At 69.3% G+C, this 15,460-nt stretch carries 10 protein-coding genes; 6 read left to right on the top strand and 4 right to left on the bottom strand.

Going from position 1 to position 15,460, the window contains the following annotated elements:
- The first annotated feature begins 30 nt into the window (after window positions 1-30).
- The 4 genes from ABT137_RS43440 to ABT137_RS43425 all read left to right on the top strand — a co-directional run bounded on the left by ABT137_RS43440 (window position 31) and on the right by ABT137_RS43425 (window position 4,019).
- Window positions 31-1,584, top strand: a complete 1,554-nt coding sequence (locus ABT137_RS43440; RefSeq protein WP_351717879.1) for a carotenoid oxygenase family protein — start codon at window positions 31-33, stop codon at window positions 1,582-1,584.
- A 38-nt stretch (window positions 1,585-1,622) separates the two neighbouring features.
- Window positions 1,623-2,117, top strand: coding sequence for a VOC family protein (locus ABT137_RS43435; RefSeq protein ID WP_351717877.1), 495 nt, complete (start codon window positions 1,623-1,625; stop codon window positions 2,115-2,117).
- A gap of 216 nt (window positions 2,118-2,333) precedes the next feature.
- The gene (locus tag ABT137_RS43430; protein ID WP_351717876.1) at window positions 2,334-3,188 is read left to right on the top strand and encodes a fumarylacetoacetate hydrolase family protein; all 855 of its coding nucleotides are present in this window, start codon (window positions 2,334-2,336) and stop codon (window positions 3,186-3,188) included.
- A gap of 42 nt (window positions 3,189-3,230) precedes the next feature.
- Window positions 3,231-4,019 carry an IclR family transcriptional regulator gene (locus tag ABT137_RS43425; protein WP_351717874.1) on the top strand — a complete coding sequence of 263 codons (789 nt, stop codon included), beginning with the start codon at window positions 3,231-3,233 and terminating at the stop codon, window positions 4,017-4,019.
- Between the two features lie 111 nt (window positions 4,020-4,130).
- On the opposite strand, the gene ABT137_RS43420 is transcribed toward ABT137_RS43425, so the two are convergent.
- Window positions 4,131-5,819, bottom strand: coding sequence for a bifunctional 3-(3-hydroxy-phenyl)propionate/3-hydroxycinnamic acid hydroxylase (locus ABT137_RS43420; protein ID WP_351717872.1), 1,689 nt, complete (start codon window positions 5,817-5,819; stop codon window positions 4,131-4,133).
- Window positions 5,820-6,633: 814 nt separating this feature from the next.
- Here ABT137_RS43420 and ABT137_RS43415 point away from each other — a divergent pair.
- Together ABT137_RS43415 and ABT137_RS43410 are read left to right on the top strand one after the other, a co-directional pair.
- Window positions 6,634-6,996 (top strand): hypothetical protein, encoded by a 363-nt coding sequence (locus tag ABT137_RS43415; protein WP_351717870.1) that lies wholly within the window; start codon window positions 6,634-6,636, stop codon window positions 6,994-6,996.
- Window positions 6,993-8,681, top strand: a complete 1,689-nt coding sequence (locus ABT137_RS43410) for a sodium:solute symporter family transporter (protein ID WP_351717869.1) — start codon at window positions 6,993-6,995, stop codon at window positions 8,679-8,681. Before ABT137_RS43415 ends, ABT137_RS43410 begins: the two co-directional genes overlap by 4 nt.
- Window positions 8,682-9,019: 338 nt before the next feature.
- Here ABT137_RS43410 and ABT137_RS43405 read toward each other — a convergent pair whose 3' ends face one another.
- The 3 genes from ABT137_RS43405 to ABT137_RS43395 all read right to left on the bottom strand — a co-directional run bounded on the left by ABT137_RS43405 (window position 9,020) and on the right by ABT137_RS43395 (window position 15,457).
- Window positions 9,020-11,407 carry an ATP-binding SpoIIE family protein phosphatase gene (locus tag ABT137_RS43405; protein WP_351717867.1) on the bottom strand — a complete coding sequence of 796 codons (2,388 nt, stop codon included), beginning with the start codon at window positions 11,405-11,407 and terminating at the stop codon, window positions 9,020-9,022.
- 123 nt (window positions 11,408-11,530) lie between these two features.
- Window positions 11,531-13,996, bottom strand: a complete 2,466-nt coding sequence (locus ABT137_RS43400) for a SpoIIE family protein phosphatase (protein WP_351717865.1) — start codon at window positions 13,994-13,996, stop codon at window positions 11,531-11,533.
- Window positions 13,997-14,272: 276 nt separating this feature from the next.
- Window positions 14,273-15,457, bottom strand: coding sequence for a cytochrome P450 (locus tag ABT137_RS43395; protein WP_351717863.1), 1,185 nt, complete (start codon window positions 15,455-15,457; stop codon window positions 14,273-14,275).
- Window positions 15,458-15,460 lie beyond the last annotated feature (3 nt).

The following is a 15,460-nucleotide window of genomic DNA, read 5'->3' as shown; positions in this document are numbered from 1 at the left end:
CCCCGCTTCACCCGCACTTGGAGCATGCAGATGACACTTCCTTCGCGGCGGGGCCCGTTCCTGCCCGATCCCATGACCATCGCGCCGCGTACCACCCCGCATCCATCCACCCCTCGGCTCGCCCAGGATGCGGCCGGCTGGGCGCCCGGCAACAAATTCCTGGAAGGCCCCTTCACGCCCTGGACGGAGGAGAGCGGCGCGTACGACCTGGAGGTGGACGGGCGGATCCCGGGTGACCTCGCCGGGGCGCTCTTCCGTATCTCCTCCAACCCCCGCTTCCAGCCACGCGATCCCGACCGCTACCACTGGTGGGAGGGCGACGGCATGGTCTGCGGCATCTACCTGCGCGACGGGCGCGCCGCCTACCGCACCCGCTGGGTGACGACCGACTCCATGAAGTTCGAGGTCGAGCAGGGCGAGGCGGTCTACAGCGGCTTCGCAAACGGAGGCAGTACGGCGCCACTCCCCCACGGCGCTCCGCCCGCGAAGAACGTCGCCAACACCAACGTCGGCATCTTCGACGACCACCTGCTGGTCTACTTCGAAGGCGGACTGCCGTACTCGATGCACCCGGAAACCCTGGAGACGAACGGCACTTACAACTTCCACGGCGGCATCGACGTCCTGTGCACCGCCCACTACAAGATCGACCCCGACAGCGGCGACATGCTCTTCTTCGCCGCCACCGGGCCGACCATCACCTGGTACCGGGCGGACGTGAAGACCGGGCACGTCGTCGACAGCCACAGCTTCGACATCAAGGTGCCGGTGCTGATGCACGACTTCGCCGTCACCGACAACCACGCGGTCTTCTTCGTCACCCCGGCGCAGTTCCGCCTCGACCACATCATGCGGGGCGAGCCGGGCGTGGTCTGGGACGAGGCGTCGCTGCCGCACGGTGTGCAGATCGTGCTCATGAACCGGCAGACGCACGCCGTCAGTTGGCACGAGGTGGGCGGCCACTGGGCCAACACCCACTTCTACAACGCCTACCAGGACAACGACCAAGTCGTCATCGACGGACACCGCATCACGCGCCTGGGCACCCCGGCCGACCGGCTGGACACTCCGGAGACGTCCCACTCCTGGTTCCCGCCGTCGGTGCCCCATCGCTGGCGTGTCGACCTGGCGACCGGCCGGGCGACGGAGGAGCTGGTCGGCGGCGTCGCCGGAGAGTTCCCGAGGATCAATGACGCCTTCACCGGCCGGCGTCATCGCTACGGGTATTTCGTCACCACCCGCTACCTGGCCGACGACACGATGAGCGACGGTCTCGCCAAGCACGACGCCCTGCGCGACTCCACCACGGTCGTCGAGGGACCGGACCACCTCACCAACCCCGGCGAACCGGTCTTCGTCGCCCGCGACAACGCCGTCGCCGAGGACGACGGCTACCTGCTCAGCCTCTGGTGGAACCGCGAGACCGGTCTGAGCGAGCTCCTCGTCCACGATGCCACCGATCTGCGACGCACGCCTCTGGCCCGGGTGAAGCTGCCCAGCCGCGTGCCCTTCGGTTTCCACGGCAACTGGGCCGACCACACCACGCTCGATCAGGCTGTGGCCGCCCACAGCGACGCGAACTGACCCGTTTTTTGCATTGCGTGTTCTGAAAGGAGACGTCCATGGCTATCACCGGCCTCGGACACACCGGCTTCTGGGTGGACGACCTGGCGACGATGCGTGACTTCTACACCCGGGTCATGGGGTTGACCGTGACCGACGAGGACGAGGAGCGGGGCATCGTGTTCTTCTCCTCGCGTCCCGAAGAGGAGCACCACGAGTTCGTCCTCCAGCGCGGCCGCACCGCTCCTCCCGGCGCCAAGCTCACCCATCAGGTGTCGTGGAGGGTCGACTCGCTGGAGACGATCATCGACTTCCACCACCGGTTCCGTGCCGAAGGCATCGAGGTCCAGCAGGAAGTCACCCACGGCAACGCGATCGGGATCTACTTCTTCGATCCCGAGGGCAACCGCAACGAGGTCTACCTCCGGGTGGAGCGGGACGTACGCCAGCCCTTCCGCAAGTCGCTCAACCTCGACCTGTCCCCGGAGGAGATCTTCGCCGAGGCCGAGCGGCTGCTGACCGAGGGCGGCCCGGCCTACCAGCCGGTCCAGTGACGAGGGCGTCCTCGCGACGCCGCGCGCCCCGGATCGGTTCGGCCGGTGTACGCGTTCCGCTCGACGAGCGGAACGCGTACCCGGTGACGGCCCCAAGGCGATCAGCCTCGAACGCTCGGTACCCCGAGCCCTCTCCCACCTCACTCACACACCTGGGGCGTCGGCCGCTGCACCGCCCCTTGCCGCCGTTTCGTCCACTTTCTCCGGAGAACCTTCATGAGACTGAGTACGGTCCGTCTGCCCGCCCCCGACTCCGGCGCGCAACTTACCGCTGCTGCCCGCCAAGAGGCCGATGAACTGGTCCTGCTGCCGTACTCGGACGTCAGAGCACTGCTGGCGAGCGGGGAGGACTGGCAGCAGCGCGCCGCAGCGGCCGACGGCAAGCGGGTGCCTCTGGAGGGAGCGTCCCTCGCCCCCGTCGTCCCGCACCCCAACAAGATCGTGTGCCTCGGCCTGAACTACGCCACACACATCAAGGAGATGGGCCGGCCCACCCCGACCCACCCGACGCTCTTCGCCAAGTACGACGGGTCCTTGGTCGGTGCCCACGACGACGTCCATATGCCACCGGTCAGCGACGACCTCGACTGGGAGGCCGAACTCGGTGTCGTCATCGGACGGCGAGCCAGGCACGTCGCCCGGGACGAAGCGCTCGCTTACGTGGGCGGCTACACCGTTGTCAATGACGTGACCGTGCGGGACTGGCAGCATCGCACCCGGGAGTTCCTCTCCGGGAAGACGTTCGAGGCGACCACGCCGGTCGGGCCGTCTCTCGTCACTCCCGACGAGCTCCCCCCGGGAGCTTCCGGGTTGACGGTCGGCTGCAGTGTGGACGGCCACACCATGCAGAAGTCCAACACCTCCGACCTGCTCTTCGACGTCGCCGCGACCATCGCCTACATCAGCACCGTCATCACGCTCCTGCCGGGCGATCTGATCGCCACCGGCACCCCGGGCGGAGTGGGGGCAGGACGCGACCCCAAGGTCTTCCTGCGCCCCGGGCAGCAGCTGGTCACGTTCGTCGAGGGAGTCGGCGAGCTGCGCAACACCGTCGTCAAGGACCGGCTGTGATCTCCGGTCGCCGGGAGGTACCCGCACAGTAGAGTGTCTCTCATGTCAGGAACAGCGTCCCCCAGCTATCGCGAGCGCAACTCCACGGCCGACCGGGCCCTGGACATCCTGACGATGTTCGACGACACCCAACTTGTCATTTCCGGTAGCGCGGTCGCCGAGCGTCTGGGAGTCGCCCGTTCGACCGCCTACCGATATCTGCAGTCGCTGGTGAGCAGCAGGTTCCTGGAGGAGGCGCCGGGCGGCGGCTTCCGGCTCGGGCTTCGTGTCCTGGAGATCGGCCGGCTGGCAAGGCGCAGCTACGGACTGTCCGAGATCGCCGTTCCAGCGATGACCGAACTGTCCGAGGACGTCTCCGAGACGGTGCTCCTGACCCGTCGTGCCGGGGACCTGGTCGTCTGCGTCGACCGTGCGGAAGCCCGCGCACGGGCAGTGCGGATCTCCTACGAGCGTGGCAGCACCCTCCCGCTCAACGCCGGGGCTTCCGCGCTCGTCCTGCTGGCCTGGATCCCGCAGGACGAGGCACGGCGGCTGCTGGAGGCAGCCGAGCTGAGGCGTTTCACCTCGGCCACGATCACCGACGTGGACACTCTCATGGACCGGCTGGCGTACATCCGTCGCACCGGTTATTCCGTCACCCGCGGCGAACTCGACCCCGATGTGACGGGCGTGGCCGCACCGATCCGCAACGCCGAGCGGAAGGTGGTCGCCGCGGTGAGCGTCGCCGCGCTCGCCTCCAGGGTGTTTCCCGAAGCGGAAGCGGAACTGGCTCAGAAGGTGCTGGCCACGGCTCAGAAGATCACCGACCGCCTGATCACCGTCGGCGGTTGAGAACGCACAGGCCGCCTGTGGTTCCTGCTCGGCATCGTTACGGCGCATCCATCGCCCCAGGCGTTGATGTGCGTGACGTAGTCCAGGCCGCGCCCGGGCCACGCAGCGGGCTCAGTCCTCACCCGGCGGAAGGTGCAGTGCCGGACGAGGGCGCTCCGGCCCGCTCCCCTGCGCGGGGCGGGTCCGAGACAGGAACCGGGCCAGGGTCCGTGCGACGTGCTCCACCTGCCCGGGGGTGAAGACGGCCGCTATCAGCCGGTCCGGGCGGACCAGCATCAGACGGCCCGGCAGTGACGCCAGGTAGGCGTCGAGCGCGCCGTCCCCATCGGCAACCGCGGCCCGTCCGCCGCGCTCACGCGGTGCACGGTCGCCGAGTACGACGTCCACGCGCCGCGCGTCGGGCAGACCGGCTGCCGAGACCGGGGTCCAGTCGTCGTCGGACAGGCCGATGCCCAACAGGCTCCAGCCCGGGCCGAGGAGATCGTCGAGGCGCGTGAGCGAGCATCCGGGGCCCTGCAGCACGACCGGCTGGTACAGCAGGGTGCCGGCCAGCGCCTGTCCAGGGCCGTCGGCCGGTACCACCGCTCCGGCCCGCACCCGGGTGTCGGGCCGGTACCGCATCTCGGTCAGATACCGACGCCCGCGCCGGCTCCGCAGGGCCGCTCGCACGCAGAGATCCCTCACCCGGGCCCGTCTGTGATCGGTCGTCATGACGACACGGCCCAGCCGCACGGACAGGTCGATCATCGCCTGAGCATGCGGGCGGCGCTCCACGTCGTAGGTGTCGAGGAGCGTGTCGGCAGCCCGCCCGGCGAGCACTTCGGCCACCTTCCAGCACAGGTTGGCCGCGTCCCGGACACCCGAGTTGAGACCCTGTCCGGCGAAGGGCGGCATCATGTGCGCCGCGTCGCCGAGCAGGAAGCAGCGGCCGTCACGCAGCCGCTCGGCCAGCAGTGCGTGGAAGGTGTAGGCGACCGAGCGCTCGACCTGTCGCGAGGTGATGTCCCGATACGGGCGCAGCAACTCCCGTACCAGGCCAAAGGGCACCGCGCCGCCGGGAGCGCACTCGCCCTGGCGCAACCGGAACTCGTATCGGCACCGCCCCTCGCGCCCGGGCACGATGACGAGGGGTCGGTCAGGGTCGCCGACGTGCATGCCGTAACGCTCGTCGTGCGGATCCTCGAGAGTGTCGACGACGAGCCAGACGTCGTCGGGATAGCTGCGTCCGCGCATCGGGACGGACAGCTGCTCCCGCACGGTACTGCGGCCTCCGTCGCACGCCAGGACGTAGGCTGCCTCGATCTGCCGCGTCACCTCGTCACTGTCACCGTCACTGGATGCCAGGGTGGCCCACACGCGGTCGGGATACTGGCTCAGCTCCACGAGGCGGGTCCCGAAGCGAACGTCGACGTGCGGGAAGCGGTCGAGAGCGGAGCGCAGGACGCGCTCGAGATCGGGCTGGGCGAACGGATTCTTGAAGGGGTGCCCGTATCGCCGCACTCCGGTGCCGCGGGCATGGACGAGCGGTCGTCCGCCGACTCCGTAGTACCTCGTCCCCGTCCCCGGCACGATGATCGGGTAGACGGCTTCGTCCAGGCCGGCCAACTGCAGTGTGCGCAGCGACTCGTCGTCCAGACTGATCGCCTTCGCGTCATCGCTCGTGGTCGTATGACGCTCTACGACCAGCACGCGCACACCGAGCGCGCCCAGGAGGTTGGCCGCGGTCAGCCCGACCGGTCCCGCGCCGACGACGAGCACCAGTGGCGCCGCGCCGGACGACGCCGGGGGTGGTGTAGCCATGGAGGGGCCTTTCGGGAGTGTGAGCTGAACGTGCGGTCGTCCGGCCGCGCCGGGCTGACACGGCCCCCTGTAGAAGTCGCGCCGCCAGGTCCTCGACCCGGAATCTGAGTCCCAGACCAGCGACACTCATCCTGTCTCTTTTCTCAGGACCTACGTTCCATTTATCGAGACATTAGGCCCCGGCTCCTTCTCTTGACAACCCCCGACCTCGGCACGGTCGGGGAATTCCTCTGCCTTGACCCTGACTACCTCGAGCGCCCACGCTGCCGACGAACTGGACTGAACCGGGCAGAATGCGCTTCGCCGAGAAGGTGACTCCCACCCCCTCGCCACAAGCGGCGCGCGGCCAGCCATGAACACCACCCCGGTCCCGGCCAGCGGCGGTGCGCCGCGTCAGTCTCGCGGTGACACGTGTGTCGTTCACTGCAGGAGGCACACCTGGGCGCCGCCGGATGCCACTTCAGGCGCACCCCCGGACGGCCGCGCCCGCGAAAAACCAGGACGCGCAAGTCTTGACGCGCAATATGAACTGAACCGTACAGTTCATCATCCGGTGCGTCCCACGACGGTCGCCCCAGCTCAACCGAGGAAGCACGCCGATGTCCGCCACCCGGTCCGGCCCGAACCCCACGTGGCCCGCCGTAGACACCGCCTCCGCGAAAGCACTCCGGCGTGCCTGCCTCGTGCCCGCCTGCCGCTCGCCGCCCTCGGCGTGGCAGGCCGCCGCGGCTCCCCGCGCACCGCGGTTCGGGCCACTCCCCCACTCCGACCGCCCGCGCCCCTGCGATTCACTCACCTACCAGGAGAAGACCTGATGCGTCACAGACCCGACCCATCCGCGTTCCCGGCCCACCGCGACACACAGAGAGGTTCATCGGCTCTGCAACACGCGCGGCAGCAGGCCCTGCGACTGGACCGGGCCTTTCTGACGTCGAACGCGACCGGCTTCACCGTCACGTTGATTCTGGGCGCGACGGCCGGCGATCTGTTGGCCCTTCGGCTGCCCGGCACGCACGTGACCGTGGGTCTGCTGCTCTCCCTGGCCCAGGTGGCCTTGCTGCTGGTGACAGCCCGGCGCTTCGACCGGCGCTGCACCCGTCTGCTGGACCCCTGGCAGCAGGCGTACGGGCAGTCCGGTGCGGGAGCGGCCAACGGCGGTACGGGGGACACGAGATGACCGGTGGGACGGTGCACATGGCTGTTTCCGGCAGCCCGAATCAGGTCTTGATCGGCTTCATGCTGTTCATGATGCTCACCCTCTTCCTGACGGTCTTCTCCAGCCTGGACGACCACTCCGCACGGGAGTTCTACACCGGCGACCGAACACTGCCGGCGTGGAAGAGCGCGATGGCGCTGGCCGGAAGCTTCATATCGACAGCCCTGCTGCTCACCGTCACCGGTGTGGTGGCGACCGCGGGCTTCGACGGCATCACCACGGCCACCAGCATGTTCCTCTCTCTCGGTGTGCTCCTTCTCCTCGCCCGGCCGATCCAGCTGAGCGGCGCCTGCACGTTGGGCGAGCTCCTGTCCCTACGGGTGCCCGGAACGGCTCCCCGGATCGCCGCCGCGGTTGCCACACTCGCCATGGCAGGACCGTTCCTGGTCGTGCAGCTGACGGCCGCAGGCAATATCACCGCCTCCCTGCTCGGTTTCACCGGGATCGGCGTCCAGAAGATCTGCACGGTACTGATCGGCTGTCTGGTCGTCGTCTGCGGTCTTCTCAGCGGCGCCAAGGGGCTCACCTCAGTGCAGGTAATGGCAGTCACGGTGATCGGCACGGCGATCTTCGTGATGTGCGCGTACGCGGTCCGGGCGTTCCATGGCGACGTCGACACCCTGATCGGCGCCGCCGCCCAGGGCAGTACCCATCCGGGCCAGTACCTGTCCCCCGGCGGCACGATCGGCATCGGGAGCAGTTCACGCCTCGACTTCGCCGGAGGTCAGCTCGCGCTGGTCCTGGGCAGCGCCTGCATGCCGCACGTCCTGAGCCGGGTCTACGCGATGAAGGACCCAGCCACCGCTCGACGTTCCATCCGATACGCGGCCGGTATCGTCGCCGTGCTGTGCGCCGCGTCGGTACTGCTGGGATTCACGGCCGCGGCACGGATCGGCACTCGTGAGATCTTCAGCGGGCAAGCGCACTCCGACGGCGCGCTGATGCTCCTCGCGCGGAGCCTGACAGGGGGTACGGGGAACAGGTTCGGCGAGCTGATGTTCGCCGGTGTGGCCTGTGCTCTGTTCCTTTCCATCCTGTCGGTCGTCGGCGGCACCACACTGGCCGCTGCCGGCGCCCTGGCCCGGGACTCCTACCCCAACGTCGCGCGGCACAAGCGGTCCGGTCCGTCGGACGAGGTGTTCACCGCCCGTATCGCCGTGGCGCTCTTCGGCGCCCTGGGCATCGCGACCGCGGTGTTCCTCCAGGGTCACTCCGTCGGCTTCCTGGCCCAACTCGCCACCACCGTAGCCGCGTCGAGCGTCACACCTGCCCTGCTGTACACCTTCTGCTGGCGCCGCTTCAACCGGACGGGGCTGCTGTGGGCGGTCTACGGTGGAACGACGCTGCCGATCGGCCTGTACCTGTTCTCCACTGCCGTGTCCGGCAGCCCGACGGCGCTGATCCCGACCGCCGATTTCGCATGGTTCGGCCAGAGCAGCCCAGCCATGGTCTCCGTGCCCGGGGCCTTCCTGCTGGGGTGGGTGGGCAGCCTGGTGGGACGGCGACGCGGCGGACAGACCCAGGCTCCGGAGGAGTATCCGCACGCCGTCGACGCGCTCCTGTTGACCGGTCGGCCGCTCGCATCCCGCGCTGTCACCCCCCAGGATCCGTCCACACCCTTCCGCGGAATGCACCGACCGCTGTGACGCTCCCCGGCGGCATCGACAGTGGGTCATCTGCCCGGTCCCGTCCGTGTGTTCGGCGAGCCGTGAGCGCCGCACACCCGTGTGCGGGGGATCAGCAGGAATCCAGGCCGGAGTCGGCTGCGGGCATGACCAGGTGGAAGGTGCAACCTCGGCCGGGGGTCGTATCGAGTTCGAGGCGGCCGCCGTGGCCTCGGCGGTGGCGAGGCCGCAGCCGCCGTGGCGGCGCGAGCGGTCGGGGTCAGCGCGCTGGAAAAGCTCGAAGACGAGCACGGCCTCGACGGGTTCGTGGCCCGGCCCTTCGTCCGCCACCTCGATCACGCCGATCGGAAGTAGCGTGATCAGTGAGCGCACGCGATGGGCTGTTCGGACCAGATGGTCTTGTGGTTCTGGCCATGGCGACAGCCCCAGCGCTCGGCGAGTTGGGCGACGAGGAACAGGCCGCGTCCGCCCTCGTCGGTGGTGCGAGCGCGGCGCAGACGGGGTTGGGCGCTGTTGGAGTCGGTGACCTCGCAGACCAGAACGTGGTGGCGGATCAGTCGCAGCTCCGCCGGCGGACGGCCGTAGCGGATCGCGTTGGTGACCAGTTCGCTGACGATGAGTTCGGTGGGGAAGACGAGGTCGTGCAACCCCCATGCGGTGAGTTGGCGGGTCGCCCATGCCCGGGCCTCGGAGACGGCAGCGGGATCGAGCGGTATCTGCCAGTGAGCGGTGTCCTCCGCGTGTACGGCGCGGGTGCGCGCCAGCAGCAGAGTCGCGTCGTCGCACGGTGCTTCGTCCACCAGATCGTCGAGGAGGGCCCTGCCGGTCTCGTCCAGAGCGCGGTCCGGGCGGCAGGACGAGGCGAGCGCATCGGTCAGCCGCTGGAGCCCGTCGTCGATGTCGTGCGCGCGTCGGTGGACCAGGCCGTCGGTGTAGAGCGCGAGGACGCTGCCCGGCTCGAGGTCGATCGTGGTGGTCTCGTACGGCATGCCGCAGACGGCGAGGGGTGGCCCCGGGAGAATGTCGACAGCTTCGGCGGTTCCGTCGGGCCGGACGAGCACGGGCGGTGGGTGCCCGGCACTGGCCATGGCGCAGCGTCGGGTGACAGGGTCGTAGACCCCGTAGAGGCAGGTGGCGCCCATGGCGTCGTGGCTGCCGGGTGATGCTTCCGCTGCGAGGCGCTGGACCAGGTCGGCAATCCGGGTGAGCAATTCGTCCGGCTCCAGTTCGAGGTCGGCAAGCGTCTGGATGGCGGCGCGCAGACGGCCCATGGTGGCGCTGGCGGGTATGCCCTGGCCGATCACGTCTCCAGCGACGAGGGCCAGCCGGAGAGAGGGCAGGCTGATGGCGTCGTACCAGTCGCCTCTGGTGCCCGCTCCACGACCTGTTGGCAGGTAGACGCCGGCGGTCTCAGCGGCTGGGGTGTCGGTCGTGGCTGGAGGAAGCAGGCTCTGCTGCAGGGTCATGGCGGCTCTGTGCTCGCGCGTGTAACGGCGGGCGTTGTCCATGGCGAGCGCCCCCCGTGAGGCGATCTGTCCCATAAGGTCCACCTCGTCTTCGGTGAACGGCTCGGACAGGCCGGTACGCCAGACCACGATCGCGCCGAGGGTGAGGCCGCGGGCGTAGAGCGGTGCCGCCATCACCGCGTGGGCGTCGGGCGGGAGGAGCTGGTCGACCAGCTGCCGTCCGCCGATCAGCGCGCCGAAGTCGTCCGGGCCGTAGACGACCGTCTCACCGTGCTGGAAGCGGCGCAGGAGCGGGTGGTCGGACAGTGGTGGGACGAGGTTGCCGTGCTTGATGCCGGCCGGCCACGCTGCAGTGGCCGGCACCAGAGCCGCCATGCGCAGATGCAGATCTCCTCCGCCCAGCCGCTCGGGGGGTTCGTCACCGTCGAAGACGGCCTGCGCAAGGTCGACTGCGGCCATATCCCCGAAAGCGGGTACGAGTACGTCCGCGAGGTCGTGCGCGGTCCGCTCGACATCCAGGGAGCCTCCCACGCGCTCGGCAACCTCGCGGGCGAGATCCAGTTGCCGGCGGGCACGCAGTTGGTCCGTGTCGTCTATGTACAGGGCTGCGACCCCCGTGGGGCGTCCTCGTGCGTCCTCCAGACGGAAGGCGGACAGCGACAGCGCGTGCCGCCGCATCGCATGGTGCCGCCAGCTCACGTGCTGGTTCCTGCCGAGCACCGGGATGCCCGTCTCGAGGACCTGGCGCAGTACCGCCTCGATGCTCTCGGCGTCCTCGGCGCACAGCACGTCGTGCAGCCGGGTGCCCGGCTGTACGGGACGGCCGTCGAGCATCTCTGGCATGGCGTTGGTCTGCACAGTGGTGAGATCTGTGTCGTGCAGAGCGATCGTGATCCGGTTCTGTGCGGACAGTGCGCGCAGGAGCGCTGCGCCGTGCTGATGGTCGGCGGCGGGAAGGGCGGGGGCCGCGAGCACGAGGAAGTCCGCCGAGCCGCTCACCCGTGCGGTCCGGAAGGTGACGTCGATCGTGTTGCCGCACTGGTGCCGCAGTCGTACCCGGCCGGTCGCCGGCAATTGCGTGGCCCTGCGCAGGTCGCGCGGGAGGTCGGCCACCAGTTCCCGCACGGGGCGGCCGTTGACCTCGTCGGCGCAGAACCCGGTCAGGTCCTGTGCGGTCCCTGTCCATCCCACGACCGCCCCTTGATCGTCGAGTACGGCGGCGGCCAGACCCTCGAAAGGGTAGGGCCTGCCGCCGGGGCCGGCGCCGGAGATGCTCGTCACTCCTTGGGAAGCCCTTACCGGGTCGGCGTTGTCAGTATTCGATGTGTCCATGTCTGTGGCTTCCTTTGCGAGAGCCCACGGCTCCCAGAGGGGATCCGGTGGCGGCTGTCGGCCGCCGACGCGTCAGAGGGCGTCGGCTGTGGAGGGCAGGTCCTGTTCGGCCCAGACGACCTTGCCGTCTGCTGCGGAGCGGGAACCCCACCTGCGCGACAGCCGAGCCACCAGGGAGAGGCCGCGGCCGTGCTCGTCGAGCGTGCGGGGATGGCGTGGGCGTGGCTGGCCGGTGCTCGTGTCGGAGACTTCACACGTCAGCACCCGGTGCTGGATGAGCCGTAGGCGGCTCGGGCCGTCTCCGTGGCGGATCGCGTTGGTGACCAGTTCGCTGACGATCGACTCCATGGGTGTCACGAGCCGCTCCAGCCCCCATTCCCTGAGCTGACGGGCGGCCAGGTGCCGGGCTGTCGGGACGGTGACGAGTTCGTTCGGCAGGTCCCAGGAGGCGACCTGTGCGGGGCGCAGTGCCCGGGTCCGCGCAAGGAGCAAGGTGACGTCGTCGGCCGGTGCCTGGGTCGGCAAGGTGTCCATCGCCCGTGAGCACAGGTCCTCCAGGGAGGCACCGGGCTGTGCCAGGGCGGCACCCAGGCGATGCAGGCCGGCATCGATGTCCTCGTCGCGGGATTCCACCAGGCCGTCGGAGAAGAACGCGAGGACACTTTCCTCAGGTAGTTCCAGTTCCACGGACTCGAAAGGCACGAGGCCGAGACCGAGGCCGAGCGGGGCTCCTGCGGGCAGGTCGGGAATGGTGACCTTGCCCTGCGCGTCGACGATCAGGGGCGGGGGATGCCCGGCCCGCGCCATCGTGCACCCTCGGGTGACCGGGTCGTAGACGGCGTACAGACAGGTGGCACCCACCACCGCGGGCACCACGTCGGAAACGTCGGCGTCCTCGTCGTTCAGTCGCCGGACCGTGTCGTCGAGGTGCGCCAGTAGTTCGTCGGGGGGCAGGTCGAGGTCCGCGAGCGTTCGCACGGCGGTGCGCAGCCTGCCCATGGTCGCCGCGGCATTGATGCCGTGTCCCACCACATCGCCGACGACAAGGGCCACCCGGGCGCCGGACAGCTCGATCACATCGAACCAGTCACCCCCCACACCGTGGTCCATGTCGGCCGGCACATAACGCGAGGCGACCTCGACGGCAGCACCGCCCTCCATGCGATGAGGGAGCAGGTCGCGTTGCAGTGTGAGGGCCGTGGTGCGCTCGCGCGCGTACTGCAGCGCGTTGTCCAGACACAGCGCGGCCCGGGTGACCACTTCCTCGGCGAGGAGCAGATCGTCCTCCTGGAACGGCGTCTGTTCCAGGGAGCGGCCGAACAGCGCCAGTCCCAGCACACAGTGCCGCGCACGGATGGGGACGACCATCAAGGAGTGGACGCCGCTGTCGCGTACCTTCTGCGCCCGCACCGGATCGTGGTCGACCCAGGGGCCGGCATGGGTGTCCAGCACTGGCTCCAGGTACGACCGGCCCGTGCGCATGGCGGCGGCGAACGGGGACTCCGGGTGGGGGTGGACCACTTCTTCGCGCGCCCACGGCAACTCCAGGACGCCCAGGTCGACGGAGGCCAGACCGGCACGGCGCAGCAACTGCGGACGGCCACTCGTCGTGCCGATCCGTGCCGGCGGCTCAACAATGAACGGAACCGACTCCACCAGATCGACGAGGGCGTGGTCGGCCAGCAGGGGCACCGCGAGCTCTGCCAGTTCCTGCCCGGTCCTCATGACGTCGAGGGTGCTCCCGATGTGCGTGCTGGCCTCGCTGAGGATGGCGAGGCGCTCCCGCGCCCGGCGATTCCCGGTGACGTCCACGGTCATGGAGCACACGCCCAGTGGCATGCCGTCAGCGCCCTGGAGGCAGAAGAACGAGGCCGAGAACGCGTGCTCACGGGGCCGGTCCGCAGGCGGCCACGCACGGTACTCGTGCACCGTCGTCGTGCCGCTCTCCAGTACCTGCCGCATCACCACCTCGAGCGCTTCGGCCTCGACGGCGGGCAGCGAGCCCTTCAGACCGCGTCCGAAGCGTCGGTGACGAGGAACGCCGTCGTGACGCTCCATGGCGTCGTTCACCCACACACAGCGCAGCTGCGGGTCATAGACGACGATGCCGATCGGTGCGCGGGCAAGCAGCGACTCCCGCACCGGTCCGCTGCTGGTTGCCCCCGAGGACAGGGAACCGATGTCCGTCACGGACACCAGCCACCGGGTGCCGCCGTCCTGCCCTCGCAGCAACGAGACCCGCAGCGTCATCCTGAGCGTGTGGCCCTCCCGGTGGCGTATCGACGCGGTGCCGGACCAGCCACCCCGCGCACGGCACTGCCCGGCGAACGCCGCAGCCCTCCGGACGTCCTCGGGAGGCGGCAGCACGTGTGCGGCAGACCGGCCCACCACCTCCCCGGCCGAGTAGCCGACGAGCTGCTGAGCGGCATGCGTCCACCCCACCACGGTGCCCTCGGTATCCAGCATCGCTATCGCGGCGTCGGGCATCTCACGGGGAGTCACCGGCTCGGCGAGGAGGGTGTGGTCAGTGTTGGTCATCGCGGTCCGTCCCATCGGTGCGGAAGTAAGAGCGCCGGCACTTGGCCCGGCGGCCCTGTGTGCAGCCGTGGTGAACGGCGTCGTCCCGGTGAGCGGCACACGATGCGGTATATGCCAAATTGAGCCATATGACCACTTCTGATGAAATAGTCAGATGTAATCGTTCTCGCGTCAAGGCCCTCATACTTGATCAAATAATCAGATGTCCGGGCCGCCGCTCATCACCCGGCGCCCCCGTCCCGCTCCATCGGGACGGGGGCGCCGTGGCCGCGCGGTTCAGAGTTGGATGGGCAGGTGGCGGGGCCCGCGGAGCATGGCGTTCTGCCGGTACGGGGGCGGATCTTCGATCAGGCGGGCGCTGCCGAGGCGGGGAATCAGCGCCCCGAGCGCGGCGTACGCCTCGACGCGGGCCAGGGGGCCGCCAAAGCACACGTGAATACCACTGCCGAAGCCGAGGTGCTGGTTGTCCACGCGGGTGGGGTCGAACCGGTCGGGCTCGTGGAACCGCACGGGATCACGGTTGCCCGAGGCCAGCACCAGAATGACGGTCGCATGTTGCTGAATCTTGATGCCGGCGACGTCCATGTCGGCGCGCGGGACACGCTCGCGCATGTGGACCGGGGGCTCATAGCGCAGCAGCTCCTCCACCGCGCGCGACAGCAGGTCCGGTTCGCGGCGCAGGAGATCCAGCTGCTCGGGCTGGCGCAGGAAAGTGAGCGCCCCGTTGGTGATCAGGTTGACCGTCGTCTCGTGTCCGGCGATGAGCAACAGCACGGCAGTCTCGGCGAGTTCCTCCTGGGTGAGTCGCAGGGCCGGGTCCGGTTCGTTGATGAAGGCGGAGAGCATGTCGTCGCCCGGATCGCCGCGACGCTGCTCGGCGAGGTTCACCAGGTATCCGCCCATCTCCATCCGTGCCTGGTCGCCGGCTTTGTCCGTCTCGGTGGATTCGTCGTCGGGCCTGACGTCGGCGGCTGCGACCAGCGCGTCTGACCAGGCCCGGAACAGCGGCTCGTCCTCGCGCGGTACGCCGAGCAGCCGGCAGATCACCGTGACGGGCAGCGGGTAGGCGAAGTCGTCGACGATGTCGATCTGCCGGCCGGCCTCAAAGGACGCCAAAAGTTCGCCGGTGATCCGGTCGACCTCGCCGCGCATGGAGTCGACCCGGCCGGGGCTGTGCGGAGGGCCGAACGGCCGCATGGCCAGGGTGCGCAGCCTGTGGTGTTCGGGGTCGTCGAGCCGGAGGAACGGAGGCTTGTGGGTCGCTTCCCCCCGGGTGCGGGGGTCGACACTCATCCGCGGGTCGTGGAGCAGAGCGGCGATCTCGTGGTAGGTGCCGATCAGGTAGCTGCCGTCTGTCTGCTGTGCCACGGGACCGGCCTCGCGGAGTTCCGCGTACAGCGGGTAGGGGTCGGGGCGGCTGGCGTAGTCGGTGATCCGTGCCAGCAGGGTCTCGGATTCCATGGC

This window comes from Streptomyces sp. NPDC001980 (assembly GCF_040296885.1).
GTDB lineage: Bacteria > Actinomycetota > Actinomycetes > Streptomycetales > Streptomycetaceae > Streptomyces.
Note: the sequence above shows the minus strand (reverse complement) of the source record. Positions and strands in the feature narration are given on the sequence as shown.